General features: G+C 64.1%; 29 protein-coding genes. 2 read left to right on the forward strand and 27 right to left on the reverse strand.

Annotated elements, in window-relative coordinates:
• The 6 genes from trbE to BDW41_RS22545 all read right to left on the reverse strand — a co-directional run.
• The coding region (gene trbE, locus BDW41_RS22520) for a conjugal transfer protein TrbE (RefSeq protein WP_110301697.1) at positions 1 to 2,140 on the reverse strand (2,140 nt) is incomplete at its 3' end.
• A gap of 15 nt (positions 2,141 to 2,155) precedes the next feature.
• Complete coding sequence (locus tag BDW41_RS22525; protein WP_023114195.1) at positions 2,156 to 2,428, reverse strand: VirB3 family type IV secretion system protein; 273 nt, start codon at positions 2,426 to 2,428, stop codon at positions 2,156 to 2,158.
• Positions 2,425 to 2,808, reverse strand: a complete 384-nt coding sequence (locus BDW41_RS22530) for a TrbC/VirB2 family protein (protein WP_023114194.1) — start codon at positions 2,806 to 2,808, stop codon at positions 2,425 to 2,427. Before BDW41_RS22530 ends, BDW41_RS22525 begins: the two co-directional genes overlap by 4 nt.
• A complete protein-coding gene (gene trbB / locus BDW41_RS22535; protein ID WP_023114193.1) occupies positions 2,805 to 3,857 on the reverse strand; it encodes a P-type conjugative transfer ATPase TrbB in 1,053 nt (350 codons plus the stop codon). The genes BDW41_RS22530 and trbB overlap by 4 nt, the downstream gene beginning before the upstream one ends.
• Entirely contained in the window at positions 3,854 to 4,318 is a 465-nt protein-coding gene (locus BDW41_RS22540) for a ribbon-helix-helix protein, CopG family (protein ID WP_031656909.1), read from the reverse strand. The genes trbB and BDW41_RS22540 overlap by 4 nt, the downstream gene beginning before the upstream one ends.
• On the reverse strand, positions 4,315 to 6,324 hold the full coding sequence (locus BDW41_RS22545; protein WP_034011150.1) for a conjugal transfer protein TraG: 2,010 nt from the start codon (positions 6,322 to 6,324) through the stop codon (positions 4,315 to 4,317). Before BDW41_RS22545 ends, BDW41_RS22540 begins: the two co-directional genes overlap by 4 nt.
• Before the next feature lie 35 nt (positions 6,325 to 6,359).
• Between BDW41_RS22545 and BDW41_RS23275 the strand changes: the two genes are divergently transcribed.
• A complete protein-coding gene (locus BDW41_RS23275) occupies positions 6,360 to 6,626 on the forward strand; it encodes a hypothetical protein (RefSeq protein WP_146217406.1) in 267 nt (88 codons plus the stop codon).
• Positions 6,627 to 6,641: 15 nt separating this feature from the next.
• On the opposite strand, the gene istB is transcribed toward BDW41_RS23275, so the two are convergent.
• Together istB and istA are read right to left on the reverse strand one after the other, a co-directional pair.
• Positions 6,642 to 7,391: an IS21-like element ISBmu3 family helper ATPase IstB gene (gene istB, locus BDW41_RS22550; RefSeq protein WP_046196630.1), complete on the reverse strand. Its 750-nt coding sequence runs from the start codon at positions 7,389 to 7,391 to the stop codon at positions 6,642 to 6,644.
• Positions 7,392 to 7,406: 15 nt separating this feature from the next.
• Positions 7,407 to 8,957 carry an IS21 family transposase gene (gene istA, locus BDW41_RS22555; protein ID WP_060090837.1) on the reverse strand — a complete coding sequence of 517 codons (1,551 nt, stop codon included), beginning with the start codon at positions 8,955 to 8,957 and terminating at the stop codon, positions 7,407 to 7,409.
• Positions 8,958 to 9,005: 48 nt separating this feature from the next.
• Here istA and BDW41_RS23610 point away from each other — a divergent pair, with 48 nt between their 5' ends.
• Positions 9,006 to 9,143, forward strand: coding sequence for a hypothetical protein (locus BDW41_RS23610; RefSeq protein WP_165487627.1), 138 nt, complete (start codon positions 9,006 to 9,008; stop codon positions 9,141 to 9,143).
• A 121-nt stretch (positions 9,144 to 9,264) separates the two neighbouring features.
• Here the strand turns inward: BDW41_RS23610 and BDW41_RS22560 are convergent, their stop codons facing one another.
• From BDW41_RS22560 to BDW41_RS22660, 19 genes are all read right to left on the reverse strand, one after another.
• Positions 9,265 to 9,543, reverse strand: coding sequence for an EexN family lipoprotein (locus tag BDW41_RS22560; protein ID WP_034011149.1), 279 nt, complete (start codon positions 9,541 to 9,543; stop codon positions 9,265 to 9,267).
• The gene (locus tag BDW41_RS22565) at positions 9,540 to 10,484 is read right to left on the reverse strand and encodes a LysR family transcriptional regulator (protein ID WP_071557914.1); all 945 of its coding nucleotides are present in this window, start codon (positions 10,482 to 10,484) and stop codon (positions 9,540 to 9,542) included. Before BDW41_RS22565 ends, BDW41_RS22560 begins: the two co-directional genes overlap by 4 nt.
• A gap of 74 nt (positions 10,485 to 10,558) precedes the next feature.
• Positions 10,559 to 10,822 (reverse strand): hypothetical protein, encoded by a 264-nt coding sequence (locus BDW41_RS22570; RefSeq protein WP_023114185.1) that lies wholly within the window; start codon positions 10,820 to 10,822, stop codon positions 10,559 to 10,561.
• A gap of 125 nt (positions 10,823 to 10,947) precedes the next feature.
• Positions 10,948 to 11,580 carry a hypothetical protein gene (locus BDW41_RS22575; RefSeq protein ID WP_034011148.1) on the reverse strand — a complete coding sequence of 211 codons (633 nt, stop codon included), beginning with the start codon at positions 11,578 to 11,580 and terminating at the stop codon, positions 10,948 to 10,950.
• A 21-nt stretch (positions 11,581 to 11,601) separates the two neighbouring features.
• On the reverse strand, positions 11,602 to 12,267 hold the full coding sequence (locus BDW41_RS22580) for a HupE/UreJ family protein (protein ID WP_233497004.1): 666 nt from the start codon (positions 12,265 to 12,267) through the stop codon (positions 11,602 to 11,604).
• 182 nt (positions 12,268 to 12,449) lie between these two features.
• The gene (locus BDW41_RS22585) at positions 12,450 to 15,590 is read right to left on the reverse strand and encodes a CusA/CzcA family heavy metal efflux RND transporter (RefSeq protein WP_003111092.1); all 3,141 of its coding nucleotides are present in this window, start codon (positions 15,588 to 15,590) and stop codon (positions 12,450 to 12,452) included.
• Positions 15,591 to 15,600: 10 nt separating this feature from the next.
• Positions 15,601 to 16,830 carry an efflux RND transporter periplasmic adaptor subunit gene (locus BDW41_RS22590; protein WP_003111093.1) on the reverse strand — a complete coding sequence of 410 codons (1,230 nt, stop codon included), beginning with the start codon at positions 16,828 to 16,830 and terminating at the stop codon, positions 15,601 to 15,603.
• Positions 16,827 to 18,074, reverse strand: a complete 1,248-nt coding sequence (locus BDW41_RS22595) for a TolC family protein (RefSeq protein WP_003111094.1) — start codon at positions 18,072 to 18,074, stop codon at positions 16,827 to 16,829. The genes BDW41_RS22590 and BDW41_RS22595 overlap by 4 nt, the downstream gene beginning before the upstream one ends.
• Positions 18,075 to 18,214: 140 nt before the next feature.
• Positions 18,215 to 19,210, reverse strand: a complete 996-nt coding sequence (locus tag BDW41_RS22600) for a M56 family metallopeptidase (RefSeq protein WP_034011145.1) — start codon at positions 19,208 to 19,210, stop codon at positions 18,215 to 18,217.
• Positions 19,210 to 19,608: a BlaI/MecI/CopY family transcriptional regulator gene (locus BDW41_RS22605; RefSeq protein WP_023114178.1), complete on the reverse strand. Its 399-nt coding sequence runs from the start codon at positions 19,606 to 19,608 to the stop codon at positions 19,210 to 19,212. The genes BDW41_RS22600 and BDW41_RS22605 overlap by 1 nt, the downstream gene beginning before the upstream one ends.
• 109 nt (positions 19,609 to 19,717) lie before the next feature.
• Positions 19,718 to 21,703 carry a relaxase/mobilization nuclease and DUF3363 domain-containing protein gene (locus tag BDW41_RS22610; RefSeq protein ID WP_034011144.1) on the reverse strand — a complete coding sequence of 662 codons (1,986 nt, stop codon included), beginning with the start codon at positions 21,701 to 21,703 and terminating at the stop codon, positions 19,718 to 19,720.
• Between the two features lie 448 nt (positions 21,704 to 22,151).
• Complete coding sequence (locus BDW41_RS22620; RefSeq protein ID WP_023103956.1) at positions 22,152 to 22,751, reverse strand: S26 family signal peptidase; 600 nt, start codon at positions 22,749 to 22,751, stop codon at positions 22,152 to 22,154.
• Positions 22,748 to 23,272 (reverse strand): DUF2840 domain-containing protein, encoded by a 525-nt coding sequence (locus tag BDW41_RS22625; RefSeq protein WP_023103957.1) that lies wholly within the window; start codon positions 23,270 to 23,272, stop codon positions 22,748 to 22,750. The genes BDW41_RS22620 and BDW41_RS22625 overlap by 4 nt, the downstream gene beginning before the upstream one ends.
• Positions 23,269 to 23,553, reverse strand: a complete 285-nt coding sequence (locus BDW41_RS22630) for a hypothetical protein (protein ID WP_023103958.1) — start codon at positions 23,551 to 23,553, stop codon at positions 23,269 to 23,271. Before BDW41_RS22630 ends, BDW41_RS22625 begins: the two co-directional genes overlap by 4 nt.
• The gene (parA, locus tag BDW41_RS22635) at positions 23,550 to 24,188 is read right to left on the reverse strand and encodes a ParA family partition ATPase (RefSeq protein WP_023103959.1); all 639 of its coding nucleotides are present in this window, start codon (positions 24,186 to 24,188) and stop codon (positions 23,550 to 23,552) included. Before parA ends, BDW41_RS22630 begins: the two co-directional genes overlap by 4 nt.
• A gap of 253 nt (positions 24,189 to 24,441) precedes the next feature.
• Positions 24,442 to 25,299: a replication initiator protein A gene (locus BDW41_RS22645; protein WP_023103960.1), complete on the reverse strand. Its 858-nt coding sequence runs from the start codon at positions 25,297 to 25,299 to the stop codon at positions 24,442 to 24,444.
• Positions 25,300 to 25,325: 26 nt separating this feature from the next.
• The gene (locus tag BDW41_RS22650; RefSeq protein ID WP_003107109.1) at positions 25,326 to 25,607 is read right to left on the reverse strand and encodes a helix-turn-helix domain-containing protein; all 282 of its coding nucleotides are present in this window, start codon (positions 25,605 to 25,607) and stop codon (positions 25,326 to 25,328) included.
• An 83-nt stretch (positions 25,608 to 25,690) separates the two neighbouring features.
• Positions 25,691 to 26,461 (reverse strand): DUF2285 domain-containing protein, encoded by a 771-nt coding sequence (locus tag BDW41_RS22655; protein ID WP_023114173.1) that lies wholly within the window; start codon positions 26,459 to 26,461, stop codon positions 25,691 to 25,693.
• 309 nt (positions 26,462 to 26,770) lie between these two features.
• The coding region (locus tag BDW41_RS22660; RefSeq protein WP_146217407.1) for a DUF2958 domain-containing protein at positions 26,771 to 26,919 on the reverse strand (149 nt) is incomplete at its 5' end.

Consider the following 26,919-nt stretch of genomic DNA (forward strand, 5'->3'; position numbering starts at 1 on the left):
CCTCGTAGATCGTGCGAATCTGCGGCTCGGTCGCCTGCGGGTTGGGCAAGAAAATCCGACTCGCGCAGCTTTCGATGATCGCGGGTGCGATGCTCGAATCCTTGATGTCGGCAAGGCTCTGCGTGGCGAATATGACGCTGACGTTCTTCTTGCGCAGTGTCTTGAGCCACTGGCGGATACGCGCGGCAAACACCGGGTCATCGAGGAACAGCCATGCTTCGTCGAGGATCAGCAGCGTGGGCGCCCCGTCGAAGCGTTCATCAAAACGCGCAAAGAGGTAATGCAGCACGGCCATGACGGCGGCCTTGCTGTGCATCAGCTCCTCCATCTCGAAGCACTGCACGTCGGCCGTGCCCAGCCGGTCGTGGTCGGCGTCCAGCAGCTTGCCGTGGGCACCGCCGAGCACATAAGGCGACAGCGCCTGCCGCAGCGTGTTCGATTGCAACAGCACGGAAAGCCCCGTCATCGTGCGCTGCTCCACCGGCGCCCCGGCGAGACTTCCCAGCGCCGACCAGATAGCCGCCTTCTCGTCGGGGCCGACCGCCACGCCTTCGTGCAGCAAGCGGCCTTCGATCCATTCGGCGGCCCAGGTGCGGTAGCCCTCGCGGTCGATGCGTGCCAGTGGCTGGAAGGCGATTTCGCCATCCGTGCCCAGGTCGTAGTGCTCGCCGCCCAGGCCCAGGATCGTGGCCCGCATCGAGCGGCCCATGTCGAAGGCGAAGATGCGCGAACCGCGATAGCGGCGGAACTGCATCGCCAGCGTGGCGAGCAGAACCGACTTGCCCATGCCGGTCGGGCCAGCCACCAGCGTATGCCCCACATCGCCGATGTGCGTCACCAGCCGGAACGGCGTCGCGCCCTCGGTGCGCGTGACGATCAGCGGCGGGCCGTCGAGGTGGTAGTTCTTCTCCGGCCCTGCCCACACCGCCGACACCGGCATCAGGTGCGCAAGATTCAGCGTCGAGACGATGGGCTGGCGCACGTTGGCGTAGGCGTTGCCCGGAATGGACGACAGCCACGCATCCACGGCGTTGAGCGCTTCGGGAATGGTCACGAAGCCCCGGCCCTGGATGACGCGCTCCACCATGCGCAGCTTCTCGTCCGCCACGGCGGCGTCCTCGTCCATGACGGTGACGGTCGCCGTCAGGTAGCCGAAGGCGACTTGATCGCTGCCCAACTCCTGCAAGGCAGCGTCCGCATCGGCGGCCTTGTTGTTGGCGTCGGTATCGACCAGCGGGCTTTCCTGCTGGAAGATCGTTTCGCGCAGCAGCGCGATGACGTTCTTGCGCTTGGCGAACCACTGGCGGCGCAGGCGGGAAAGTTCTTTCTCCGCCTCGGCTTTGTCGAGGCAGAGAAAGCGCGTGCTCCAGCGGTACGCAAAGCCAAGGCGGTTGAGGTCATCCAGAATCCCCGGCCAGGTCGAGGTCGGGAAACCTCGCACCGACACCACGCGCAGGTGCTGGTTGCCCAGCATGGGCGCCAGGCCACCGACCAGCGGCGAGTCGGTCAGCAGCGCGTCGATGTGGAACGGCACTTCGGGCACGCCCACGCGATAGCGCCGCGTCGAGATGGTCGCGTGCAGGTAGGTCAGCGTCTGGCTGTCATCGAGCCAGGCGATCTCCGGCATCACGCCGTCGAGCAGGTCAAAGACGCGATCCGTTTCCGCGACGAAGGCTTGCAGCCGCTCGCGCCAGTCCACGCCGGTCGTCGGCGTGTTCTCGTAGAGCATCTTGGCTGCACGGGCGCGGGATTCTTCCGGCGGCAGGTAAAGCAGCGTCAGGTGATAGCCGCTCTCGAAGTGATTGCCCGATTCCTCGAAGGCGGCCCGGCGTTCTTCCTCCACCAGCCACGAAAGCGGCTCGGGAAACTCCGAGCGCGGATAGTCGGCGGCGGCGCGGCGCTCGGCCTCGATGAACAGCGCCCAGCCCGATCCCATGCGACGCAGCGCGTTGTTCAACCGCGCCGACGTGGCGATTAGCTCGCCTTGCGTCGCGCTGTCGAGGTCAGGCCCGCGAAACCGGGCCGTGCGCTGGAAACTGCCGTCCTTGTTCAAGACGACGCCCGGTGCGACCAGCCCGGCCCAGGGCAGCCAGTCGGCAAGCAAGGCCGGGCGCTGGCGGTATTCGGCGAGGTTCAGCATCGCGGCGTCCTCCCCTCACACGTCCAGTAGCGGGCGGTGCTTGATGTGCCGGGCGAAGACCTGCATGAACTGCGGATCGACGCGCGCGCCCCATACCGCCAGCGAATGGCCGACAACCCAGAGCACCACGCCCGGAATCCACAGTTGCAGGCCCAGGCCGACAGCGGCGGCCAGCGTGCCGTTGGCGATCGCCACCGTGCGCGGCGCACCGCCAAGCAGAATCGGCTCGGTCAGCGAGCGATGCAGCGGCACCTCGAAGCCGTCCGCGAAGGTGTCCGGGGCACTCATACGACGGCCCCGCCGGAGAAGCTGAAGAACGACAGGAAGAAGCTCGAAGCCGCGAAGGCGATGGACAGACCGAAGACGATCTGGATCAGCTTGCGGAAGCCGCCGGACGTGTCGCCGAAGGCGAGCGCGAGGCCCGTAGCGATGATGATGATGACCGCGACGATGCGCGCCACCGGCCCCTGGATGGATTCGAGGATGGATTGCAGCGGGCCTTCCCACGGCATCGAGGAACCGGCGGCCTGCGCGGTTCCGGCCAGGAACAGCAGCAGCGCGGCCAGCAGCAGCCCTTGCCCCGCAGGGCGGGCCAGGCAGCGCAGCCGCGCAAGACGCAAAGCCGGATTTGCAGAAATACGGAAAGCAGGAATGGTCATCTGCGTCATGGCAGTTCTCCAAGTGAGTCAGGGGATGGGGAAGTCGCCGCAGCGGGTGCGGCATCGGGAAGTGGCGGCAGCTCGGGAAACGGCGTTTCCAGTGCATCCGCCAGTTGGTAGCCCACGCCGTCGAAGCCGACGACGCGGGCGATGTTCTCGATGCGGCGTTTGCGCCCGCGCCCGGCGATGTGGATCACCACGTTGACCGCCTCGGCGATCAGCGCACGGGGCGGATTCACCGCCACTTCGAGAATCAGTTGCTCCAGGCGCAGCAGCGCGCCGAGCGCGGAGCCGGCATGGATCGTGGCGATGCCGCCGGGGTGGCCCGTGCCCCACACCTTGATGAGATCCAGCGCCTCGGCACCGCGCACCTCGCCGACGACGACGCGATCAGGGCGCAGGCGCATGGACGAGCGCACCAGTTCGGTCATCGACACCACGCCTGCGCGCGTGCGCAGGGGAACGTGGTCGCGGGCCGCGCATTGCAGCTCCACCGTGTCTTCGAGCACCAGCACGCGGTCGCCTGTGGCGGCAATCTCGGCCAGCAGCGCATTGGCGAGCGTGGTCTTACCGCTGCTGGTGGCGCCGGCGATCAGGACGTTCTGCCGCTCGCGCACGGCGCGAACGAGAAAGCCCGCCTGCGCGCTGGTCATCATCCCGTCGATGACGTACCGCTCCAGCGGAATCACGCCGATGGCGCGTTTGCGCAGCGCGAAGGCCGGCCCCGGCGCTGCCGGAGGCAAGATGCCCTCGAAGCGTTCGCCGGTTTCGGGCAACTCGGCGGACAGCAGCGGCTGGCCGCGATGGACTTCCGCGCCGACGTGGGCGGCGACCAGGCGGATGATTCGCTCGCCGTCCGCCTCGGGCAGTTCCACGCCCATCGGCGCACGCCCACTGGAAAGCCGATCCACCCAAAGGGTGCGATCGGGATTCAGCATCACCTCCACCACGTCCGGGTCTTCGAGCGCAGCGGCGATCAGTGGCCCCATCGCCGTGCGCAGCATCTGGATGCGGCGGTCGAGCGACGTGGCGCTCATGGACTGCGGAACGGCGCTCATGACGCACGCTCCTGCGCTTGCGCGACTGCTGCCGCGTCCTCCATCCGCATCGGGTCGGGGTGCAGTTCCTCCACCACGTCGCGCACCAGGCTGCGGCCCCGCAGCAGGTGGCGGCCAAGCTGCTCGGTGAACTGCTCGAAGCGCGCTTTGCCCTGCGCGCGTGCCGCGTCTTGGTGCGCCTCGGGAACTGGCGTGCTGACCGTGAGGTAGTAGCGGATGAACAGCGCCAGCGTTTCGATGGCGATGTTCTGGTCGCGCTCCATGCGCTCGGCTTGGCGCGACAGGCGATCAAGCCGCTTGGCAATGGCCGCCTCGCGCTGGTCGGCAGCATCGGGCGAAAGCCACGATGCGAGCGCCGCCGCGACGATCGACGACTTGGACACGCCTTTCTTGGCGGCCAGCTCATCGAGCCGCTTGGCGTGCTCCGGCTGGATGAACAGGTTGAGGCGGTAGTGGCTCATAGCTCGATTCCGTCGTTGGGGTCGAGGGAAGCCAGCCGGGCCGTGCGCTGCATGGCTGGATCAAGCTGGCGAGGAAGGCGAAGCGGCGGGTCGTCGTCGTCATCGAGCAGCCCAAGGTCGGCCGCGGGAGCGGCCAGCTCGGGGTCATAGGCGACGGTTTCGGCGAGTTCGGGCTGACGGCGCGGGCCGCCGTCGTCGGTCGAACCCAAGTTCTCCAGGCCATCGGCGGATGCGGCGGCCAGTGCAGCGGGCACGGCAGGAATCGCCAGCCCGCTCCAGTCGTCGGGCCGCGACGGCGGCGCGTCGGCGTACTGCCCGTCCGCCAGCGCGGGCGGCGGCAGCACGCGACGCTTGAAATTGGCGTCCGCGTAGTAGCGCAGCTTCTTGGCCTTGATGGGCGCCACGCTGGACACCATCACCACGGCCTCGTCGGGCGGAAGCTGCATGACTTCGCCCGGCGTCAGCAGCGGGCGCGCGGTTTCCTGGCGCGACACCATCAGGTGGCCCAGCCACGGCGCGAGCCGGTGGCCCGCGTAGTTGCGCTGGGCGCGCAGTTCGGTGGCCGTGCCCAGCGTCTCGGAAATGCGCTTGGCCGTGCGCTCGTCGTTCGTGGCGAACGTCACGCGCACATGGCAGTTGTCGAGAATCGAATGGTTCTGGCCGTAGGCTTTGTCGATCTGGTTGAGCGACTGCGCGATGAGGAAGCTGCGGATGCCGTAGCCCGCCATGAAGGCCAAGGCCGTCTCAAAGAAGTCGAGTCGTCCCAGCGCAGGGAACTCATCGAGCATCAGTAGCAGCTTGTGGCGGCGCTCGATGCCATCGGAGCCATCGAGCGATTCGGTGAGGCGCCGGCCGATCTGGTTGAGGATCAGGCGGATGAGCGGCTTCGTCCGCGATATGTCCGAGGGCGGCACCACCAAATACAGCGACACCGGATGCTCTGCCGCGATCAGGTCGGCAATGCGCCAGTCGCAGCGCGATGTGACTTCGGCCACCGTGGGGTCGCGGTACAGGCCGAGGAACGACATGGCGGTGCTCAACACGCCGGAACGCTCGTTGTCCGACTTGTTGAGCACTTCGCGCGCCGCCGAAGCGACGACAGGATGCGGCCCATCGCCGAGGTGCGGCGTGGTCATCATCCGGTGCAAGGTCAGCTCGAAGGGGCTGGCCGGGTCGGACAGGAAGTTGGCGACGCCGCGCAGCGTCTTGTCTTCGCCCGCGTAGAGCACATGCAGGATGGCGCCGACCAACAGCGCATGGCTGGTCTTTTCCCAATGGTTGCGCTTCTCCAGCGCACCTTCGGGATCGACCAGAATGTCCGCGATGTTCTGCACGTCGCGCACCTCATGCGCGCCGCGCCGCACCTCCAGCAGTGGGTTGTAGGCCGCCGACTTTGCATCGGTGGGGTTGAACAGCAGGCAGTGGCTGAAACGGCTACGCCAGCCGGCAGTGATCTGCCAGTTCTCGCCTTTGATGTCGTGGATGACGGCGGACGCAGACCAGGAAAGCAGCGTCGGCACCACCAGGCCGACACCTTTGCCTGAGCGTGTGGGAGCGAAGGTCAGGACGTGTTCCGGGCCTTCATGCCGCAGGTACTGGCGGTCGTGCTGGCCGAGGAATACGCCGGCCGGCTGCGTCAGACCCGCCTTGCGAATGTCATCCGCGTTCGCCCAGCGCGCCGAGCCGTAGGTCGTGACCAGGCGCGATTGCCGTGAGCGCCAGATCGACATGCCGATGGCGACCACCACCGCCAGCAGGCCGCTGCCACCCGCGATGGCGCCGCCGGTATCGAACACGCGCGGCGCGTAGGCATCGAAGAAGAACCACCACTCAAACAGCTTCCACGGGTGGTAGATCGGTGTGCCAAGAAGATCGAACCAGGGCGAGCCAAGGCGTAGCTGATAACCAAGGGCGGCTGCTGTCCATTGTGTGGCGCCCCACACGCCGGCGATCACGATGCCGAATACCACGGCGATCTGACCGAACAGCACGTTCGTCCCTTGCATTACCTGGCCTCCGATTTCTCCTGCGCTTCTTCCTCATGGAAAGCGCGGCACAAGGACGTGCCGCTAGCGTCAGGATCGGTGCCGGGTCAGTGCCGGTCAAAGACCGTTTCGAGCAGAAAGGTCGAGCAAAAAGACAGAATTCGCGCGGCGTCGAACCAAAGAAAAACGCCGCAAGCGATAGCGCATTGCGGCGTGTCGAACAGAAAATTGAAGCCGATGTGCGGATTTCGGTGATGGTGATCAGCCGTTTCGGCGAACGTGATCAGTTTGGAAGGTGGTGTTGCGCGGTCAATGGATTATAGCGAAGGCGATCACGATCAGGATGCGGAGGACTGCTTGGCGTTGGTCTTTCGCATCGATTCGCCCTTCAACGGCAGCTTGTGGGCCTGATGGACGAGCCGGTCGAGGATCGCGTCGGCGAGCGTCGGGTCCTGCAGCCACGCATGCCAGTGTTCCAGTGGCAGCTGGCTGGTAATGATCGTGGATCGCGTGCCGACGCGGTCGTCGAGCACTTCGAGCAGGTCATTTCGGGCACTCTGATCGAGGTCCTGCAGGCCCCAGTCGTCGAGCAGCAGGACGTCCATTTTGGCGAGCTGCGCGAGCCGCCGCGTGAAGCTGCCGTCGCCGTGGGCGATCTTCAATTCCTCGAACAGCCGGGCAACGCGGACGTACATCACGGAGAAGCCCTGTCGGCAGGCCTGCTGACCAAACGCGCAGGCGATCCACGTCTTGCCCGCGCCGGTCGGCCCAGTCAGGATGAGGTTTTGTGCATTGCGGATCCAGTCGCAACCAGCGAGTGCGGCAACGACGCTTTTGTCGATACCGCGACTCTGCCGGTACTCGATGTCCTCGATGCAGGCCTGAGGATTCTTGAGTTTCGCGGACTTCAGCAGCCGCTCGAGCCGCCGGGTATCGCGCCAGGCAAGTTCGCGATCGACGACCATGCCGAAGCGTTCTTCGAACGACAGGCTGGTGCTGGCGGTCAACGCCGCCTGTTCCTCGAACGCGCGGGCCATGCCGTCGAGCTTCAGGGACTTGAGCTGAGTGAGGGTTTGCTGCATCAACATCGCGACCTCCTTGGGTCAGTGGTAATAGTCGGGCCCGCGCACGTTCTCGTGATCGGGCGAATGCCATTCGGTGAGCGGAATCGGGAGCATCGGCTGTCGGTCCAGGCCGGATTCGAGGATTGACAGCACGGAGCGACGGGTCGGAGAACCGATCACGAGCGCCCGCTGGCAGGCGGCTTCCAGCCGTTCCTTGCCGTACTTGCGCGAGAGCGACAGCAGTCCGAGGCACGCGCGGTACCCCATCTCGGGGTGCGGCCGATTGGTCAGCAGGTGTTTGACGATCGCTTCGGCACCGGGACCGACGGAAGCGCCCCAGTTCAGCAATCTCCCGGGCGTCCATTCCATGTGGGCGCGGTGCGCCGCCGGCATGTGCTCGGGCAACGTCGTATGCTTGTTCCGGAGTCGACTGCGGGCGTGGGCGGCAACGCGCTTGCCGCGGTGTAGGATCTCGACGCCGTGGCGCGTGACGCGCGCGTAGACCTCTTGACGCACAAGGCTGTGCGGAACGCTGTAATAGTGGTGATCGACTTCGACGTGGTAGTCGATGTTGACGCGGCACTTCACGAAGGTCGCGATCTCGTATCGGCGGGTCGGCAACGGGCGCAGCGCCGGACGGTCGAGCCGCTCGAACCATTCGCGGCGATTGCCGTCGAGCTTCTTGAACGGACGCTGGTTCAGGTCGACGATCAGCTTGCCGATCGCCTTGTTCAGCTCGGCCAGGCTGTAGAAGCGGTGGTTGCGCAGCCGTGCGAGGATCCAGCGCTCGACGATCTGCACACCGACCTCGACCTTTGCTTTGTCCTGCGGCTTGCGCGGCCGCGCCGGCAACATGGCGGTCGCGTAGTGGTTCACGAAGTCTTGCGTCGTGTTGCCCAGCACCGGTTCGTACCGGTCTGCCTTGGCGATCAAGGCCTTGGGGTTGTCGGGCACCAGCAGTTCGGGAACGCCGCCGTAGAATTCCAACGCGTCGATCAGGCTGCCGATCCAATCGGGCATGGCCTCGGAACGCGTCGCACATGCGTAGGTGTAGTTCGAGGCGCCGAGGACGGCCACGAACACGTGGGCCTTGAACGCGACGCCGCCGTCGCGGCCAAGAACCGGCACGGTCTGTCCGGCGAAGTCGGCGAACAGCTTCTCGCCGGCGCGGTGTTGCTGGCGCATCGAGCGCTTCAGCGCCGCGGCCCAGTCCTTGTATCGCTGGCAGAACTGCGTATAGCGGTAGGTGCGTTGGCTGGAGTGGGCTTCGACGTACTCCTCCCAGAGCAACTGCAGCGTCACGCCCTTGCGGCGCAGGTCGCGGTGCATCGCCGCGTAATCCGGTTCGACCCGCCGGGTCGGAGCCGCTGCTTCCGCCGGCAGGTCCAACCTGATCTCGAGCTCGTCGTCGGCCAGCGGTTCAACAGCAGCCCAGTCAAGCCCCGCCGCGCTGGCGCGGGCGGCGTACGCCGAGATGGCGCCGACGCTGATGCCGATCGCCCGGCTGATCTGGCGGTGCGACAGGCCGCACGCCCACTTCAGCCGCAGTACTTCCTTCAGTTTGCGCATGCTCATCCGATGTGCCGGCATCAACCTGTCCCCTAAAAAGAGACAAGGCTAACGCCCGTCGTTGATCACATGCGCAACACCACCGCCGAGCCGGAACGGCCATCCCGTTTCGGTTGCGTGATCAGCTGTTTCGGTTCGCTGATCACTCATTCCGGGAACGTGATCACCCGTTTCGGCAAGATGATCGCTCGTTTCGGAAGCCGGTGATCAGCGATCACCTTCGACCGAAACGGCCGATCACCATCATTCGGAACCACTGATCACGTTCAACCGAAATCACTGATCACGTTCGCCGAAATACGCAGCCGATGCGGCGAACTGCCAACGATCAGAACTTGGGCGATTCCTTCGGCGGCGTGTAGGGCGTTTCGCCGTCGCCATAGAACCGTTTGCGCGTGGCCTCGGCCACCCGATTGCAGAGCACGTCACCCAGCTTGGGCCGATCCGTCTTGCACTGCTGGCGTAGTTCCTTCAACCGTTCGGGATTGGCTGCCAGTTCCTCCACCGTTGGGATATTCGCTTCCGATGTGTTGGCCTTCTGAGACGTTTCGGACTGGCCGCAGGCGGTCAACACCGGCACCAGCAAGAAAAGGATGATCTTCGTCATGGCGCAGGTTCCTCCGGGGGATCAAGATTGCGGCCCAGCATGGGCCTGGGAGATTCCAGAGATTCGATGGCCTGTACGCGCTCAATGAATCGAGCCAGAACCTCCGATGGTTCGCCTATAGGGTGCAGCAGATAGGTTGTCAGGGGTGGGACACGTGATGCCAAGGGGCGGGCCACCACGCCCGGTTCTCTGCTAGCTGTAATGTGTGCTGCACCCGTAAGCCCAAGCGCGAAGCCGGCCGATACAAGCGCCATCATCAAATCGCAGGAGGCCACGCGCTCCGCGATCAAGGGTTCCATGTCCGCACGGCGCAGTACCCGATCAACGTGTTTCGCGTGGCTTTCGCAAACCTGTGGATCGCACAGAACCAGAGGGTAGCGGAGCAGTTCCTCCAACGGAATGCGCTTATGCGCCAGCAGAGGATGTCGAGCAGGTACAGCCACCATGAGCGCATCGCTCCAGACGGGTATAGCGACGATGCCCTCGCCCACTTCGTCTGATTGCGCGAATCCTACGTCATAAAGATCGTCGTGTAGCCCCTTGATTTGTTGCGACAACGGCACTTCGGAGAAGCGAATCTCGACTTCAGGTTCTTCCTGTCGGCACAAAGCGAGCACCGCCGGAAGGCGCGACGGTGTAATGCCGTCCGATAAGGCCACCCGCAACTGACCGTGAAATCCATTGGCCGCTGCTTTTACGCTGTCGCGCGCTTGTTGCAGAACAGCAAATACCCGGCGGACATGCTCCAGAAACAACTTACCTGCACGTGTTAGGCGAGTGCTGCGTGTGGTACGGGCAAACAGTACAACACCTAGTTCCTCCTCTAGCTCCTTAATGGCGCGAGAAAGTGGAGATTGTTCAATGTGCAGCTTCTCCGAAGCTCTAGCGAAGTGAAGCTCCTCCGCCACGGCGAGAAAGTATTTTAGATGTCTCAACTCCATAGACGAATAGCTCCCACGAGTGCGCATCGCAGGCGGTAGCCGCGACCTGTGAGTCGCGGCTACGCCCTAAACAATCAGTTGCCGCCGTTGGACGGGCGGCGTTCCGCAGAAGATTGCGCCGCGTTTGGCTTCTTCTTCGCGGCGTCGCATTGCTCCTTCAGCTTCTTTACTTCGGGATAAGCCACGTCACTGATATACCGCTTCGTATCTGCCAATTGCTCGCATGTCTTCGGTATCGCCTTCGCATCGTCGTCATGCCCGCCGGTATGGGCCATCACGAATGGCGAAGCGAGCGAGGCGCTGGCTAGAGCTGCAATCAAAACCGGACGAATGTTCATTTCAATATCTCCTGGGATGAGGCCCGGCCTATGTGGCAGGGCGGGAAACTTCGGCTTCCTGCCATGCAATTGGCATGGGGGGGAAGCCGGAGTGCATGGGCATGTGCCCGTAACCAATTTGCCAATCACAAGACGCGCTTCATTTCCATGTATTGACCGCGAGTGCGAACAATCACCGTCACGTCAGCGTCGCCACGGTTCCGCCAGAACCAACCGTGATTTCCACTAAAGGCAGCCTCGATCACGCCATTGCTAGCGGGCACCGCGCGACCCTTTTCATAACTGATGGACTGGCCGCCACCATCGCCGTGGGTATCGAAGTTCACAACGCCCCCTTCGGCAACCCAACTGAACTCGACCTGCTCGCCGGCCTTCATACTCAACTTCACCTCCGCCCCTTGGCCGGGCTTGAGTGCGACGCGCATTTCATCGCGCCAGGCGGCGCCGTTCTCCGCCTGCGCGGCGTTCTGTGCTTGTGCAGGCGCGGCGGTGCCTGCATTCCCTGTCGTCGCGGCAGCGGGCATGGCTGCATCCTTCGCGGCATCCGCAGCGGCTTCTTCGGCCAATTGCGCCTTGATCTCCCCCATTTCCGTCAGGCCGAGGACGCGACCAATCCCTGTTGGGTCGATCGCGTACTCGGAGGGAAGGACGATGCCGACCAAAATTGCGATGGCGGCGACGAGTGCAATGAGCGTCGAGCGCAGCAGTTGTTTCGACGATGGAAGGTCGTCGAGGGTTGGCTTGGATACGTTGTACATGGAATTTTCTCCGTGTTTGATTCAGGAAACGAAATAGCCGGTGAGCTGATAGCCGATCAGGATGAAACCGGCACACATCATCGCTACGTTGGCGGTGTACGCATGGCGCCAGAAACTAGCTGTTCGGCGCCAGTAGCTCATTGCGATCAGAATAGTGCCGAGCGCGATCAACTGCCCGATTTCAACGCCGACATTGAATGCCAAAAGATTTGGAATCAGGCCATCGGGCGAGATGTTGTATTCGATGATCTTGGTTGACAGGCCGAATCCGTGAAAGAGTCCGAATACGACTGTTGCGACTTTCGTGTTGGGCTGGAAGCCGAGCCAACGCTGAAATGCGCCGATGTTGTCGAGCGCCTTGTAAACCACCGAAAGACCGATGATCGCGTCGATGATGTAGCTGTTTATCCCGACGTTGAAATACACGCCAAGCAGCATCGTCGTCGAGTGGCCGATGGCAAATAGCGTCACATACAGGGCGATATGCTTCATCCGGTACAGGAAGAAGATCACACCGAGCAGGAACAGGATATGGTCGTACCCTGTCGCCATGTGCTTCGCCCCTAGATACATAAAAGGGATGAGGTTGACGCCGGATATTTCCTGGATGTAGCCCTTATCACCCTCGGCAACGGCATGGGCGAGCGCCTGATTCGCACACGCGAACAACAGGAGAACCGTCGCCATGAGAAACAGGGAAATCCGTTGCCAGATCGGTCGATAGCGATCCAGTATTACGTCAAGTGATCTTTCACGCATGAATGTCATACCTCAATTAATCTCCTAAAAATCCTTGTTGTTCGAGTGCGGCAAGCATCTTTCTTGCGTTCGCCGCACCATGTGAACCTGTTGATAAATTGGCATCGTGCTTACGCTGGCGCGGTGTTCTGGCGGTCGGTACGCCGATGAATGAGGCGATACAGGGCCGGCAGTACCAGCAACGTCAGCAGCGTCGAAGAGACAATGCCGCCGATGACGACAGTTGCGAGGGGTCGTTGCACTTCCGCGCCCGTTCCAACGTTGATGGCCATCGGTACGAAACCGAGGCTTGCAACCAGCGCAGTCATCAGCACCGGGCGTAGCCGCGTCATCGCGCCATTCACAATGGCATCCTGAATCGGCGCGCCATCGTGGTGCAGCTTGCGAATGAAGCTCACCATCACCAGGCCGTTGAGCACTGCCACACCGGATAGGGCAATGAAGCCGACCCCTGCCGAAATCGAAAGCGGAATATCGCGCAGCCACAATGCGGCAACGCCACCCGTCAGCGCTAACGGCACACCGCTAAAGACGACAGTGGCATCCCGGCCCGAACCGAAGGCCATGAACAGCAGGCCGAAGATCAGAACCAGTACAGCCGGTACGACGACGGACAGGCGTTGGCTAGCCGAGATGAGTTGCTCGAACGTGCCTCCGTAGTTGACCCAATAGCCCTCTGGCAGCGTGATTTCACGGCTTACGCGTTCACGCAGTTCTTCCACGAACGACCCTAGATCGCGTCCGCGCACATTGCTGGTGATAACGATCCGGCGTTTACCGTTCTCGCGGCTGATCTGATTGGGGCCGGGCGCCACTTCGATCGACGCAAGCTGCCCGAGCGGCACGTAGGCGGCTTGGCCCAGCCCGGCAGCAGCGCCGGCCGGAACCGGAATGGGCAGTGTCGCCAGTGCCTTCGGGTCTTGGCGTTGCGCTTCGGGCAGCCGAACTACGATATCGAATCGGCGATCGCCCTCAAACACCTGGCCGGCGACGGCACCGCCAAGGGCGATTGCCACCGTTTGCTGTACGTCGTCGATCGCCAAGCCGTATCGGGACAGCGCATCCACGTTCGGCGTGATCGTCATCAGCGGCAGGCCCGTAATCTGTTCGAGCGCCACGTCGGCAGACCCCTCGATACTCTCGGCCACGGCTTCAATCTTCGAGCCTATTTGGGCCAGTTGCTCCATGTCATCGCCATACACCTTGATCGCCACCTCGGCACGGACACCTGCGATCAACTCATTCATGCGCATCTGCACGGGTTGAGTGAACTCGTAGTTGTTGCCGGGAATGGCGTTCACCGCCTTCTCCAGTTCGGCAAGCAGTACGGCTCTCGGTTTGCGCGGATCGGGCCATTCGCTACGATCCTTGAGCATGATGAAAGTGTCAGCCACCGAAGGCGGCATGGGGTCAGTCGCAACCTCAGCAGTACCGATCTTGGCGACGACTTCCTCCACCTCTGGAAACTCCTTGATCCGCGCCTCCAACTGGCGCTGCATACCAATCGCCTGGGTCAGACTCGTTCCGGGAATGCGCATCGCGTGCAAGGCGATGTCACCTTCATCCAGATTGGGGATGAACTCGGTGCCCAAGCGCGTCGCAAGCAAACCAGATAGCACCACCAGCACTGCCGCCGCCGCGACGACGGCGACTCTCAGCTTGATTGCCTTCTGGAGAAGTGGCGCATAGAAGCGGCTGATGCCGCGCATCACCTTGGTTTCCTTCTCGGAAACCTTGCCGGTGACAAACAGTGCGACCGCAGCAGGCACGAAGGTCAACGATAACACCATCGCACCAGTCAATGCGATCACGACGGTGAGGGCCATCGGATGGAACATCTTTCCTTCCACACCAGACAACGCGAAGATCGGAAGGTAAACAGCCGTGATGATGAACAACCCGAACAGGGCAGGCTTGATGACCTCTGCGCTGGCGCTCGAAACCAGCGAGAAACGCTCATCACGGGTCAGCAGGCGACCGAGCTGGTGCTGTCGTTCACTGAACCTGCGCAAGCAGTTTTCCACGATGATGACCGCACCATCGACAATCAGGCCGAAATCCAGCGCGCCCAGGCTCATTAGGTTGGCCGAGATGCGGTTCTGCACCATGCCAGTGATCGTCAGCAACATGGCGAGCGGAATCACCGCAGCGGTTATCAGGGCTGCACGCAAGTTGCCCAGCAACAGGAACAGCACGGCGATCACCAGCAACGCGCCTTCCAGAAGATTCTTCTGCACGGTTGCGATGGTGCGATCAACGAGTTGAGTGCGGTCGTAAACCGCGTGCGCGCGGACTCCCTCGGGAAGTGTCGCGTCGATCTCAGCGAGCTTTTCTACTGTGCGCTGTGCAACTGCTCGGCTGTTCTCGCCAATCAGCATGAATGCCGTACCCAGCACGACCTCTTTGCCGTCTTTCGTGGCCGCGCCGGTTCGCAGTTCGCTACCCTCTAGAACTTCCGCCACGTCGCCAATTCGGAGTGGCAGTCCATCGCGCGTTGCCACGACAATTTTCCGCAGTCGCTCGATGTCGCGCACTTGTCCGGGGATGCGGATCAGGTACTGCTCGCCATGACGTTCGATGTAGCCGGCGCCGACGTTGGCGTTGTTCCGCGCGACGGCGTTCAGCACGTCGTTCATCGTCAACTCGTAGGCCAGCAGCTTGACCGGATCGGGCGTGATGTGGAATTGACGCACGTAGCCGCCGATGGTGTTGACCTCGGTGACGCCTTTCAGATTGCGGAGCTGCGGACGCACCGACCAGTCCTGCAACGTGCGCAGCGCGGTCGGCGTCCATATTTCCTCGTAGCCCTTTTCGGGTTCCAAGGTGTACATGAATATCTCGCCCAGGCCGGTTGCCACTGGCCCGAGAGAGGGATTCAGGCCCGCCGGAAGTTGCGAAGATGCCTGCTGCAAGCGTTCGGCGACCTGCTGACGGGCAAAGTAAATGTCAGTGCCGTCCTCAAAGACCGCAGTGACCTGCGACAGACCGTAGCGGGAAACCGAGCGGGTGTAGTCGAGCCGAGCGAGGCCAGCCAGCGCCGTCTCAACCGGGAAAGTGACGCGCTGCTCAGCCTCCATTGGCGAGTAGCCTGGCGCCTCGGTATTGATCTGTACCTGGACATTGGTAATGTCCGGTATCGCGTCGATCGGTAAGCGGCTGTAGTTCCAGATCCCCAGCCCGGACAGGGCGAGCACCAATAGAAGCACGAGCCAGCGATGCGCGATGGACGCGCGAATGATACGTTCGAGCATATCCGCGTCCTCAGTGATCGTGGCTTGCGCCAGACTTTTCGATGTCTTGGCGTATCAGGAAACTTTGCTCGGCCACGTAGTTCGTGCCGGGCTTGAGTCCTCCAGTCACCTCAACGTATTCACCATCACGATCGCCAAGTTCGAGCATTCGGACTTCGTATGTCTCGCCGACTTGCGTGAACACCACGGTGAAGTCGCGGAATCGCTGCAACCCCGACTCTTTTACCGCCAGCGGTACGTTGCGCGTGCCTACTGTGACCTCGGCTGCCACGGTCATACCTGGGCGCCAACGTCCCTCCAAGTTCGGGATGCTGACGCGGGCAATGACGCTCTGGCCGCTGCCGGCCACCGGCAACAGTCGCTGAATCTTTCCGCTGGCTTCGGTCTTCCCAGTCGCTGACCGGATTCGTACTGGCTGTCCTGGCTTTAGGGCTTCGGCATCGGTGCCAATGGCGCGCAGGTCGATCCATACGTTGGACGGGTCGGCCAGCTCGAACAGCGCACCTGCCTCGGCCACGTCACCGACGTTCGTATTGCGTGCGAGCACCACGCCATCGAACGGTGCGGTAATCGGGTAGGTACGCATACTGTCGTTGCCCTCTACGACGGCCAGCGTCTGGCCGCGGCGGACTCGCTCGCCCTGCTGCACGTTCACCGATCGCACGATGCCAGGGAAGCGTGCGCCAACCGCCGCGTGTCTGTCGGCATCTAGGACAACGGTTCCCATCAACCGCACAACGTCTCGGATGACTGCCGGCCCTGCTGATTCGGTTTTGATACCGGCATCCTTGGCGATGCCGGCCGGAATGCTTACGCGGCCCTCATAGGACTGGTAAGACCAAGTGGACTTCTTTCCGGCATGTTCGGCGGACACGGCGACATCGAACGAATGCGGCTCGATCACTTCACCGCTGCCGACCAGATAGTTGCCCTCTGGCGTGAACGTGAACTGGTTGACCTCGCCATCCAAACGGGAGAGTTTGATAGTCGCAACGACATCGGCGGGAGCGACTGGCTTGCCGTCGCGATAGGCGTAGAGCCTGTAATGCGGGGGCACATTGGTTTCGTAGATGGTGACTTCCAGGGCGAAGTCTCCATCACGGAGTAGTCGGCCATTGTTTGGCCCGCGCTCATAGCTTCCGCTGGCTTGGGCACTGGCCTCCTCTTTGGGTTTGTCGCCGCCAGGGCTGCATGCAGCGGCAAATACGCAAAGGAGTAACAGGGAGAGAATGCGAATCATGGTGCGGTGTCCTCAACGGTGGCGGTGAGGCGTTCCACCTCGACCAGCAGAAGGTGATAGCGGGTGGCGGCTTCGACAGCACGCGCACGCAGATCGAACAGCGTCCGCTGCGCTTGGGCCAGCGACAAATAAGAGAATCGGCCTTGCTCAAAGCCGCGACGAGTTGTTGTCAGGGCGCTTTCAGCCATAGGCAGCATTCGTGCGCGTAACGATTCAGCCTCTGTTCGCGCGTGCGTGAGTTCTTGATACTTGTCGAACAGGGTCTGGTGGCGCTCGAAGCGTTCGGCGTCACGCCGCGCTTCCAGCGCAGCAAGCTCCGCATTTGCCTGGGACACCGCGTATCCAGAGCGCGTCGGGCTACCCAACGGCACCGAGATCGACATCACCACGCCGTGATCCTTGAAGGCTTCCAAACGTCGCACGCCCAAGCTGACGTCAATGTTGGGTTTGGCTTCGGCCTCCGCGAGCCGGCGCCGGGCGCCGATGGTGTCGGCCCGCAAGCGCGAAGCCCACAGTTCCGGCGTCATAGGCAAACGGGTAGCCAACGTCTCGAATGGCGCCACGGTCGGCAAGGTTTGGAGGTCGCCGACGACTTCGCCGAAGTCGGGGGTCATTGCCCCCCAGCTCGCGGCCAAAGTCATCTTGGCGCTCGCCAATTCGAGTTCAGCACTCTCGCGATTGAGCTGCGCCTCAGCGACCGCAATATCGGCGGCCTGCAAATCCGACTCAGGATTGCGAGCGGCTTTTACCCACGCTGCAACCTCTCGACGGGTGCGCTCCGCTTGCTTGATACGCTCCTCGGCATACGTCAATCGCTGTTGCCTAGCGAGCACTTCAATGAAGCGGGCCGTAGTTGAACTGGCCAGGTCGATCCGCGTTTTGGTGGCCTGATGCTCTTGTTCTCTCAGTTCGGCTTGTCCCAGCGTTTGGCGAGCCTCGCGCTTGCCACCGAGTTCTATGACCCGACCGATGCGCAATGTCGTTTCGGCCGAGCGAATACCTCGCAGGTTGCCGTTCCCGGCGACGTTCTCTACCTCGCCGCCAATGGTGTAAGGCGGTGGCAGGGCTTCGCGCTGCGTGCGGGCTCGAACGGCCTGGAGTTGCGCCGTTTCGGCGGTAATGGATGGATGGGCGGCCAGCGCGCGGGAGACTGCTTCCTCCAACCGCAGGGGTTCGGCGGCTAGGGCTGCGGACGTACCGCAGGCTCCGACGAACACCAAGACTACTAAGCGGATCAAATTCATGAAAACCCTCACGACGACAACAGATGGCGAGCAAACGATTCCGCGTGACGACTTCCCGCGCACGCCGGAGCGGAATCGCCATAAGACCGATCGTCAATCGGTTTTTTGAGCAAAAAAACACAGCACGCGCGCATATGGACTTACCTCGTCATCACAGTGATGAGAGATTCGGTCACAGAATGCAGCCATCCTGTAGATAGGCTGCAAAACGCCAGAACAAGAATGCCTAGCATCGGCCCCAAGTATGAGACAGACGAGTGCTTGGGCGACAGCAACGCCTCGACACGCTCAGGGATAAAATCGGAAAAGAACGCCATCGCCAATGGCACCTGTTCCTTGGCGTGTTGCCGAAATATCTTCTCCACTGCAACGATGGTCTCGGCCACGGCGACAGGGCATCCCACTTCGTTTGCAGCAGCGAAATCACAACGCTGTTCCAAGGCGAGTTCCAGATCGCGCAACAGCCGGCGACGAGTGCCCGGCAACTGGATGCTCGACAAGACGACAGCGATCAGGCGATGCAGCACATCTCGATTGGCGATATGAGCCTGTTCGTGCGCCAGCACCACGCGCAATTGCGTTGGGTCGAGTCGCCGCATCAACGAGGTTGAAAGCAGGATGTGGCCATTCCCGACGCCACAAGCCAGCGCCATAGGCTGATCGACATCAAGCACGCGAAGTTTGTCTGGATGCCCCGGACGCCAGCTCAGGCGCACCATCGAGGCAAGGGTTCGACGAGCACGCCAAAGGCCAACTGCGGCCCGTAAAGCCAGCCAAACCGCGTATCCCGCCAACAATGCCAATGCTCCCCATAGCCAGGCACTTTGCCCATTGCCGCTCGGGTGCCAAACGCACAGGTGCAGCAGCGTGTCAGCGTGCGCAGAGCAGGCAGCGGCAAATCTGGCCGAATCATCAAACATCGACGGCATGGCTATGGTCATGGCCGTATAGGCAATACCCGCCAATGCGGGTGTTACCAGCATCCACCAAGACACTCTTGCTCGCTGATAGGGGGTCTTTCCCGACAGCGCACGGCGTAATGGGCGCTCGCAGGCTCCAATCAGCAGGGTAAGCGTTACTGCCAGCACGAAGCCGGATAGCAATGCGAACTGAAGTAGTGGGCCATAACTCGTCATCACGGCTGATCCAATTCAGCGCGACGACGGGCAATCAACTCCTCCAGCCTCTTGAGCTGGTCATCATCCGCCCTTGCAGCAAGATCGACAAAGGCGCTCAACAACGCATCCGGCTGCGGGCCTGCGACACGACGCACCGTGGACTCGACCAGCTTCTGGATCAGTTCCCGGCGAGATACTCGTGCCGAGTATTCGTAGGCATGGCTGATCTTTTCGCGCTGGAGCATGGCCTTGCGAAACAGACGTTCTAGCGTGGATTGCACGGTGTTCAAGGAAATCGAGCGAGACTGCCCAATGCGCGCGTACACCGCCTTGGTGTCGGACGGGCCGAAGCGCCAGATGTCTTCGAGCACGGCGATTTCCAGATCGCCAAGTGTTGGTACGCTGTGGTTGGTCAATGTTGTCGGCTCCGAGCTTTGACTCGAACTCAAGAGTATCCACCACAAAAAACCGACCGTCAATCGGTTTATTGTGCGACCCCGTGCCGGACACTGCTATCGTAGGAAGTTAACCAACGGCAGGCCCACGCTGCCGTCCTATCTCCCAGGACACGCCGCCGCCGCGCACCGTAGCGGCAAGCTGCTGGCCCAGCCGCTGCTCGACCACCGGCCGCCACGGCACCAGACTGAACCCCTTGCCGTCATCGAGCATGGCGTAGCGCCCACTGGCGAGCATGACGCTGCGCCGGTAGATACCGGCCACGCGCTGACCGTCACCCGCAGGCCGATGTTCCAAGCCGGTTTCGGCCGCAATGTCCTTGGCGGCCTGCACCAGCTCCCGATTGCGCAACGTGCCCAGCAGGTTGCGCGCGAGGATCACGCGCTGCCCACGCCGCTCGGCCAGCCCCTGTTCGGCCAGGAAGTCGGCGCGCTGCTGCATTGCCTGCTTGGCCTCGCCGCCAAAGCCTAGGTCGCCCAGGCCCGAGCCGCCGCCGATCAACTGCTGGTCAAGCCAGGTGGCCCCGATAACGCGGGCCTGCCGCTCGATGGGCAGGTGCGATTTCAGTTCCACGGCCACGCCGCCCAGGCGCTGCGCGTCGTAGCGGCGGCCCTGTTCGGCCAGGTCGTCCGGCACCTTCCATAGTCCCTCGGCCACGCGCTCCACGATGCCAGCGCGGCGCAGGGCTTCCAGCCGGCGGACGTGGGCCGCGACGACTTCCTGCGGATCGCGGCCCGGTACGGCCTGACCCTGCGCGATGGCGAGGTGATGATCGGTGCGGTACAGGCCACCGCTCGCCAGTGCGGCGATGTTCTTGTCGGCGGCGCGCACGTCGGCCGATCCCTTCACCTCCACCACGGCACCGGCTGGGTAGTTCGCCAGCTCGTCGCGGGCGTTGAGCGCGACGTAGTGGGCCTTGCCATCCACCCCGTCGATGACCAGATAGCCCCGGTCGCGCAGTTCGTCGGCCAGCCCCTTCGCGGCCACGCGGCCGAGGATGGTTCGGCCATCCTCGCCCGGCTCGAACACCGCCAGCTCGCGCGGCTGGCCGCTCATGGCCCGCTGCATGGTGCGGATGATGTCGCCACGCTCGCCCAGGGCGCGCAGGGTCTTTTCGGCGTCGGTATGGACCGCCCAGGTGCCCGGCTGCGTTTCGTCGGCCAGGCCCAGACGCTGCAAGCGTTGCAGCCGGCCGATCAGCAGCAGGCGCTGGCGTTGCAACCTCGGCTCGTTGAGCCGTTCGACATGCACCAGGCCATCGTCGCCCAGCTCGCGCTTGAGCGTGCGATCCAGGCTCGTCCACCGCTCCTGTTCCACCTCGCGCTGCAAGGTCTGCTGGATCTCCAGCTCGGTGCGTGGCCCCAGCCATTCGGTCGCCAGTTCGGCCGCACGATGGCGGAAGCCATCGGCGATGTAGTCGCCCGCGATGATGAGGTCTCTGCCCGTATCGTCGCGCCCGCGCACGACGATGTGCGTGTGCGGGTTGTCGGTGTTCCAGTGGTTGACGGCCACCCAATCAAGGCCCGTGCCCAGGTCGGCCTCCATGCGGCCCATCAGGTGCCGCGTGTAGGTGCGTAGGTCTTCCAGCTCGGCCCCATCCTCGGGCGAGAGGATGAAGCGGAAATGGTGCCGGTCGTCGGTGCAGCGTTCCTTGAAGGCGTCGAGGTCGGCGGCATCGGTCTGCTGCCCGTAGGCTTGGCCCGGCTCGCCATCGCGGCCTACGCCATCGCGCTCGATGTAGCGCAGGTGCTTGGCGAGCGACTGCGGGCTGGCTTGGCGCTGGTTGACCAGTAGCGTCTTGATGGTCACGCGCCGCGACATGGGCGTCAGCTTCGCTCCGGCGAAGCGCGCCGCCGTGTGGCCGCGCCCCAGGCGCGAGCCGGGCCGCTGGCCGTTGCCCCTCCCGGAGCCGCTGGCAGTGCCGGGACGGCGCACCGACGACTTGCCGCTACTGGCCTTGCCTGCCTGCTTGAGCACCTTGGAAACGAAGCTCTGGCCCCGGTTCTTCGGTGCGCTGGGGCGGATGCGGAAATCATCGTCGCGGCGGTCGGTCATGGCTGCGCTCCCTGCAAGCTCTGGCGTGTCCGGTCGTGTGAAGCACGCGGACAGCCCTGCATTGGCGCGGGCCTCGCGCCCCACGCGGCACGGCGGCGAAGCCGCTGCGTGCCGCGCCACCCCCATGTGCAGACTGGCTTTCGACGCGGCCCGGTGCCGCGTCCTTTTGTCTTGCCTTCCGCCTTTGCCCCTCGCTGGCGCTCCGGGCAGCGGCGGCCCGGCGGTGCTGCTGCGCGAGCAGCCAGCGCGCCGGCGAACGCGGCGACGGCCATAGGCCGGGCGCGTTCGAGGCAAGACGCCTGCACGTTGGACGGCTGCGCCGAAGGCAGCGCGAAGTGCGGTGCGAATGCACCCGCACTGCACGCGCGACGACACGGCGACGGCCAGCAGAGCGACACGCCCGATGGCACGACAAGATGCACGGCAACGTGCAGCGAGTCGGCGGCCATCATGGGCGGGATTCCAGCCAGACTGGATGCGCGACCCCGATCACGGCGGATGCGCTGACCGGCCCGAAATACCGGCTGTCGAACGACGCCGGGTTGGTCACACTCAAGAGGAACAGTTCGCCGGATTCGAGGCGGCGGCATTGCTGCCAGGATGGCAGCGGCCGGCCCCAGCGGTCGGCAGGCAGCACGGCGGCCGAAGGCACGCCGTCGATGCGGACGACGCGGCCAGTGCTGCACAACTCCTGCGGCGCGACGGCGCCCACGCGCTTGAGCAGCGGCACGCGCGCCGGCAGGTAGCCGCGCTGCGCGGCCAGCGCGGCGGCGTCTGGCGGCAGCGTGGTCAGGACGATGCTGCCCACGGACAAGGGACGTGGCAGCGAGCCGGTGCCGTGGCCTTGCGGATCGACGCGATACCAGCCGACCGCCACGCTGTCGGACGGGTTGTAGATCAGGCGCGGCAGCGGATGCACGAAGGACGCCCAGGCGAGCGCAGCGAGGCCGCAGGCGGACAGGCCCGCCAACACGAGGCGAGCGCGCAGGCGCGAGCGAGGATGCGGCGGGATGCCGGTTGCGCTGGCAACGGCGGATGGAAGCGTCATGGCAGCGTCCTCCCGGTTAGCCAGGCAGCGTGCCGCTCGGCGGTGTATTCGGGCAGCGGCAGGCGTGCAGCGAGCCGGTTGGCGAGCGTGCGCCAGTACGCGGGCGAGACAGCGGCGGGCGCGATGCCCAGCGCCTCGATGGCGTCGATGCACTCCAGCACCGCGCGCACCTGGTTCTCCCCTTCGGCGTGGAGCAGCAAGCGCGCCCCCGGCTGCACGCCGGGGATGCGCTGCGCTGCATCCAGCGGCGTGCAAGCCTGCATCACCATGAGCTGCCAACGCACAGTGCCGTAGTCGTTGGCCTGCCAGCGGATACGGCACAACATGGCGCCCGGCAGGAACACCGCGCAACGGCGCCAGCGGTCGAGCTGGTGCGTGCGCGCAGGTTCGCCGAAGCGCAGGTAGAGCTTGAAGCGTGGTTCGATGTAGGCAAGCGCCACGCGCGTCAGCGGCGCGCTGGCAGGCTGGCCGGCAAGTGCAGCCGTAGCCGCGCCAGCGGCAGGCGAAGCGGATGCAGTCATGGTGCGTTCTCCCTGCGGTGCTCTGGAAACTCCCGCTCCAACAGGCCACGCAGCAGGTCGGCCACGGTCACGCCTTGCGTGAAGGCCGACACCTTGATGCGTGCCCGCATCGCGGGTGTGATGTCGAGGGTCAGGCGGGCGGTGTAGAGGTCGCCCTTGCCCAGCGCATCGGCATCGCCCTGGCGAATCCACGCCTCGGCGTGTGGATTCGCGGGCGGACGTGCGCCGATGCCGACGCGCTTGACCGTGCGTTTGCTGTTCGGTGGCGGCTTCGCTGTCATGTCGGCCACCGCAACAGTTCATCCACCAGCGCGGTGATTTCGCGGGCGGCGGTGCTGTCGGGCGCCGTTTCGCGTGCAAGCCGGCCAGCGGCTACGCTGTCGGCGAACACGATGCGCTGATGCACTTCCGCGCGCAGCGCAGGAAGTGGCTGGTCGGCGAGCGCCTGGCGCGCTTCGCGCCCGATGATGGTGGTGCTGACGCGCCGATTGATGACGAAGGCCGCGCGCAGCGCGGGCCGAAAGACTTGCGCCTCGCGGATCAGCGCCACCATCTCGGCGCTGGCCCACAGATCGTAGGGGCTGGGCTGCACGGGGATCAGCACGCGCTCGGCCGCCAGCAGCGCGGAGCGCGCCAAGGCGGCGATCCTGGGCGGGCCGTCGATGACGACGTGATCGGCCCGCCTGGCGAGTTCTGGCGCTTCTTGGTGCAGCGTTTCGCGTGCAAGGCCCACGGCGCTGAACAGCCGTGGCAAGCCTTGCTGGCTTCTGCGCTGTGTCCAGTCCAGCGATGAACCCTGCGGGTCGGCGTCCAGCAGGACGACGTGCTGACCGCGCATCGCCAGCTCGCCGGCGATGTGCGTGGCGAGCGTGGTCTTGCCCACGCCGCCTTTCTGGTTGAGCAGAGCGACGATCATGGCGCGGCCCTCCGTGTTGGAAAGCCGGGCTTTTGCTGCTGCGTTTGTGGCCGCGGGGTGGTTGTCCACCGCAGCGGCGTTTCCCTACTAAAAGTTAGAGAAACTAAGTTAGGGAAGTTAGAGGACGCGCAAACCCAGTGCTGGCGCGGGTTTGCGGCCGATCGGCACGCCTGATAGCACGATAGTCCCACGCCTGATAGCACGATACCCCGCACGCCTGATAGCACGACACCATTCACAGGCTTTCCCGGAGTTATCCCCGTGCCGTCTGCGGCACGGGCCGGAACGTCAGCAGTTCCATGCCGTTGTCGGGCATCCGCTCGATGCCCAGGACGTAACCGGGCAGCGACTGCCGCGCGACGAGCGCGCGCAGATCGCAGGCGAAGTCGTAGGGCTTCGCGGTGCTGCCGGACTTCTGGTGCAGATAGCGAAAGTCGAACTGCCAGCCGTATGCCTGCTTGCCGCCGTGCTTGCGCACCAGGCGGTACAGCCACCGCTCGATGCCGCCGGTGAGCCGGAAATACGCCGGGTCGATGGTCAGCACCAGCGCGGCGTCGAGCACGCCGGCAAAGAACCAGTCCGGCAGGATCAGCTCGATGCCCAGCGGCGTGCCGCTGGCATCGGCCAGTTCCTTCCATTCGTTGATCCACGAAAAGCGGTGCAGGCGCCGGCCTGTTGTCTCGCGGATGGACGTGGCCACCGTGGTCGATTGCAGGCGATCCAGCGCGGCCTTGAGGCGCTGGTAGTCGCGCAGCGACTTGCCGCGCCCGATGAAGCGCAGGATCTCGTAGGGCGTCGCGCGCATCAGCCGCGACGGGCGCAGGCCCGCGTCCTTCGCTTCCACGATCTGCGAGGCCGCCCATATCAGCACGTCCGCATCCCAAATCGTGGCGATGCCGTGCTCCTGCGTGCCCTCTACGCGGATCGTCACGTTGCCCGCGCGGAAGTCGATGGGTTTGACCCGCTTGGACTTGCCGAGCGAGAAGAACGGATAGGCCATCAAGTCCTGGCTGTCGCGCGGCGCCATGTCGCCGGGCAAGGCGCGGAACAGGTCGAGCTGTTCGCGCTCCTGCAACGACCGCTGCCGGAACGGCAGCGCGGAGCTGGACATGGTGATGGCCTGCCGCGCGCCGCCGATCAGCGCGCACGGCTGTCGGCCGAGTGGTGCTCGGCGTACTCGGGATCGGAAGTCGTCTCGAAGCTGCGGTCGGCGGCCCAGGCATCGAGGTCGGCCACGGCGTACATGACGCGCCGGCCGAACTTGCGAAAGCGCGGACCACCACCGATCACGCGCTGCTTTTCCAGCGTGCGCGGCGACAGGCGCAGGTATTCGGCGGCTTCGTCGTTGGTGAGATAGCGTTGGGGCTGCGCGGCAGCGGTCGAGACAGTGGCGGCAGGCCGCAAAGGAGCGGGACGCATGGTGTGAACCTCCATAGCTTTCAAAGCTCCGGCCACACAGCGCAACCGGATGGAGGCAGTCTCAGAAAACCAAGCTGTCCTGCTCAGGGCCGTTTTGCGTCGTCCTCAAAACGACCCTTCTCAAGCGGCGGAAGCTGTGCTAGGCGGCGATAGCCGCCGCGCATCAGCGCATCGCCGCGCCGTACCAAGCGGCGTACCTTGGAGCGCAGGCCGCCGTCGCTGTACCAATCGGCTGCGGCATCGCCGCCGAACAAGCCTTCGGCCACCTCGCGCAAGGACGCACCCGCTAGGGTTGCGTCGAGCGCCTGCAAGGTGTGTAGCTCAAGCAGCGCGGCGGGTGCCGGCCTGGGCTTCGCAGAAGCCAGGGCCGCGCCGAGCGCATGGTTGCGCGCAGGTGCGGCGGCGCCGCCGCGGCGGGCATAGGCGACAGCCATCCCGTCTTCCAGGCCGGGCGCCAGCGCGAAGCGCAGGCAATGACCTGGGCTGTGCGCCATCAGCGCCAGCCCTTTGCCGTCATGGAGCAGTTGCTTGTGCCCGGCAATGCGCCAAAACGTGAACGCGGGAGCATACTGCGGCGGATCGGCGTCGGGATAGAGCTGCACCACGGCCACATGGCCGGGCAACCAGGCTGGATGCGCGTCGCGCGCATCCAACGCCGGATCTTCCAGCAGGCGCAAGCCCCAGCGATGCGCCGCCTGCTGCGCGGCTTTCGGCCGGCGATGATGGCGCAGCCAGTCGAGCCGGTAATCGGGGTTTCTGCGCAGATATTCCCAGGCCGTCCCAAGGTCGTCCAAGTGCAGCACGTACAGATACGCGGCAGTCGGATACCAGTGCTCGGCGCTGCGATCGACCATGACGCAACCTCCCTGCGAACAGGACTGGCCGCGACGGAAGAACTACGTGCTACATCGGTGTCATCAGAACGAAATGGGTTAAGGGAATAGTTGGGCTGTCAAGTCCGACTGGCTCCGATGCGTTGCGGTATTCGTCTCAATGCTGCGGCGGCAGCGTCCCTCCCGTGGGACGCCGTACAGGCCAGCCTGCCGCAGTCCGCGTCAGGCATCATGTCCGTTTGGATCAGACTGGCGCGGCTACGCCGCAAGAATCTCGATTGAGACCTGCCCGGTATGACACCAGACTGAAAAAGTCACAGTAGGCTGTGTTCAGTCCGGGATAGCCCCGTCGCGCTCGGCCAGCCGGGTGTATTCCGACAGCGTGCGCGTGGGCCGGAAGTAGCGGTCGCGCATCACGGGCTGCTGATGCGGCCCGACGATGCCAGCCAGCTCGGACAGCTTGACGGTTCCTTGCGCCA

It is taken from the genome of Dyella sp. AtDHG13, from assembly GCF_003201105.1.
Taxonomy (GTDB): domain Bacteria; phylum Pseudomonadota; class Gammaproteobacteria; order Xanthomonadales; family Rhodanobacteraceae; genus Dyella; species Dyella jiangningensis_B.

Bases quoted from the DNA above. Each gene is read 5' to 3' on its own strand.
- BDW41_RS22525 (WP_023114195.1), bottom strand. From the start codon at position 2,428: ATGAGTGCCCCGGACACCTTCGCGGACGGCTTCGAGGTGCCGCTGCAT.
- BDW41_RS22530 (WP_023114194.1), bottom strand. From the start codon at position 2,808: ATGACGCAGATGACCATTCCTGCTTTCCGTATTTCTGCAAATCCGGCT.
- trbB (WP_023114193.1), bottom strand. From the start codon at position 3,857: ATGAGCGCCGTTCCGCAGTCCATGAGCGCCACGTCGCTCGACCGCCGC.
- BDW41_RS22540 (WP_031656909.1), bottom strand. From the start codon at position 4,318: ATGAGCCACTACCGCCTCAACCTGTTCATCCAGCCGGAGCACGCCAAG.
- BDW41_RS22545 (WP_034011150.1), bottom strand. From the start codon at position 6,324: ATGCAAGGGACGAACGTGCTGTTCGGTCAGATCGCCGTGGTATTCGGC.
- BDW41_RS23275 (WP_146217406.1), top strand. From the start codon at position 6,360: ATGGAAAGCGCGGCACAAGGACGTGCCGCTAGCGTCAGGATCGGTGCC.
- istB (WP_046196630.1), bottom strand. From the start codon at position 7,391: ATGTTGATGCAGCAAACCCTCACTCAGCTCAAGTCCCTGAAGCTCGAC.
- istA (WP_060090837.1), bottom strand. From the start codon at position 8,957: ATGCCGGCACATCGGATGAGCATGCGCAAACTGAAGGAAGTACTGCGG.
- BDW41_RS23610 (WP_165487627.1), top strand. From the start codon at position 9,006: ATGCGCAACACCACCGCCGAGCCGGAACGGCCATCCCGTTTCGGTTGC.
- BDW41_RS22560 (WP_034011149.1), bottom strand. From the start codon at position 9,543: ATGACGAAGATCATCCTTTTCTTGCTGGTGCCGGTGTTGACCGCCTGC.
- BDW41_RS22565 (WP_071557914.1), bottom strand. From the start codon at position 10,484: ATGGAGTTGAGACATCTAAAATACTTTCTCGCCGTGGCGGAGGAGCTT.
- BDW41_RS22570 (WP_023114185.1), bottom strand. From the start codon at position 10,822: ATGAACATTCGTCCGGTTTTGATTGCAGCTCTAGCCAGCGCCTCGCTC.
- BDW41_RS22575 (WP_034011148.1), bottom strand. From the start codon at position 11,580: ATGTACAACGTATCCAAGCCAACCCTCGACGACCTTCCATCGTCGAAA.
- BDW41_RS22580 (WP_233497004.1), bottom strand. From the start codon at position 12,267: ATGGCGACGGTTCTCCTGTTGTTCGCGTGTGCGAATCAGGCGCTCGCC.
- BDW41_RS22585 (WP_003111092.1), bottom strand. From the start codon at position 15,590: ATGCTCGAACGTATCATTCGCGCGTCCATCGCGCATCGCTGGCTCGTG.
- BDW41_RS22590 (WP_003111093.1), bottom strand. From the start codon at position 16,830: ATGATTCGCATTCTCTCCCTGTTACTCCTTTGCGTATTTGCCGCTGCA.
- BDW41_RS22595 (WP_003111094.1), bottom strand. From the start codon at position 18,074: ATGAATTTGATCCGCTTAGTAGTCTTGGTGTTCGTCGGAGCCTGCGGT.
- BDW41_RS22600 (WP_034011145.1), bottom strand. From the start codon at position 19,210: ATGACGAGTTATGGCCCACTACTTCAGTTCGCATTGCTATCCGGCTTC.
- BDW41_RS22610 (WP_034011144.1), bottom strand. From the start codon at position 21,703: ATGACCGACCGCCGCGACGATGATTTCCGCATCCGCCCCAGCGCACCG.
- BDW41_RS22620 (WP_023103956.1), bottom strand. From the start codon at position 22,751: ATGACGCTTCCATCCGCCGTTGCCAGCGCAACCGGCATCCCGCCGCAT.
- BDW41_RS22625 (WP_023103957.1), bottom strand. From the start codon at position 23,272: ATGACTGCATCCGCTTCGCCTGCCGCTGGCGCGGCTACGGCTGCACTT.
- BDW41_RS22630 (WP_023103958.1), bottom strand. From the start codon at position 23,553: ATGACAGCGAAGCCGCCACCGAACAGCAAACGCACGGTCAAGCGCGTC.
- parA (WP_023103959.1), bottom strand. From the start codon at position 24,188: ATGATCGTCGCTCTGCTCAACCAGAAAGGCGGCGTGGGCAAGACCACG.
- BDW41_RS22645 (WP_023103960.1), bottom strand. From the start codon at position 25,299: ATGTCCAGCTCCGCGCTGCCGTTCCGGCAGCGGTCGTTGCAGGAGCGC.
- BDW41_RS22650 (WP_003107109.1), bottom strand. From the start codon at position 25,607: ATGCGTCCCGCTCCTTTGCGGCCTGCCGCCACTGTCTCGACCGCTGCC.
- BDW41_RS22655 (WP_023114173.1), bottom strand. From the start codon at position 26,461: ATGGTCGATCGCAGCGCCGAGCACTGGTATCCGACTGCCGCGTATCTG.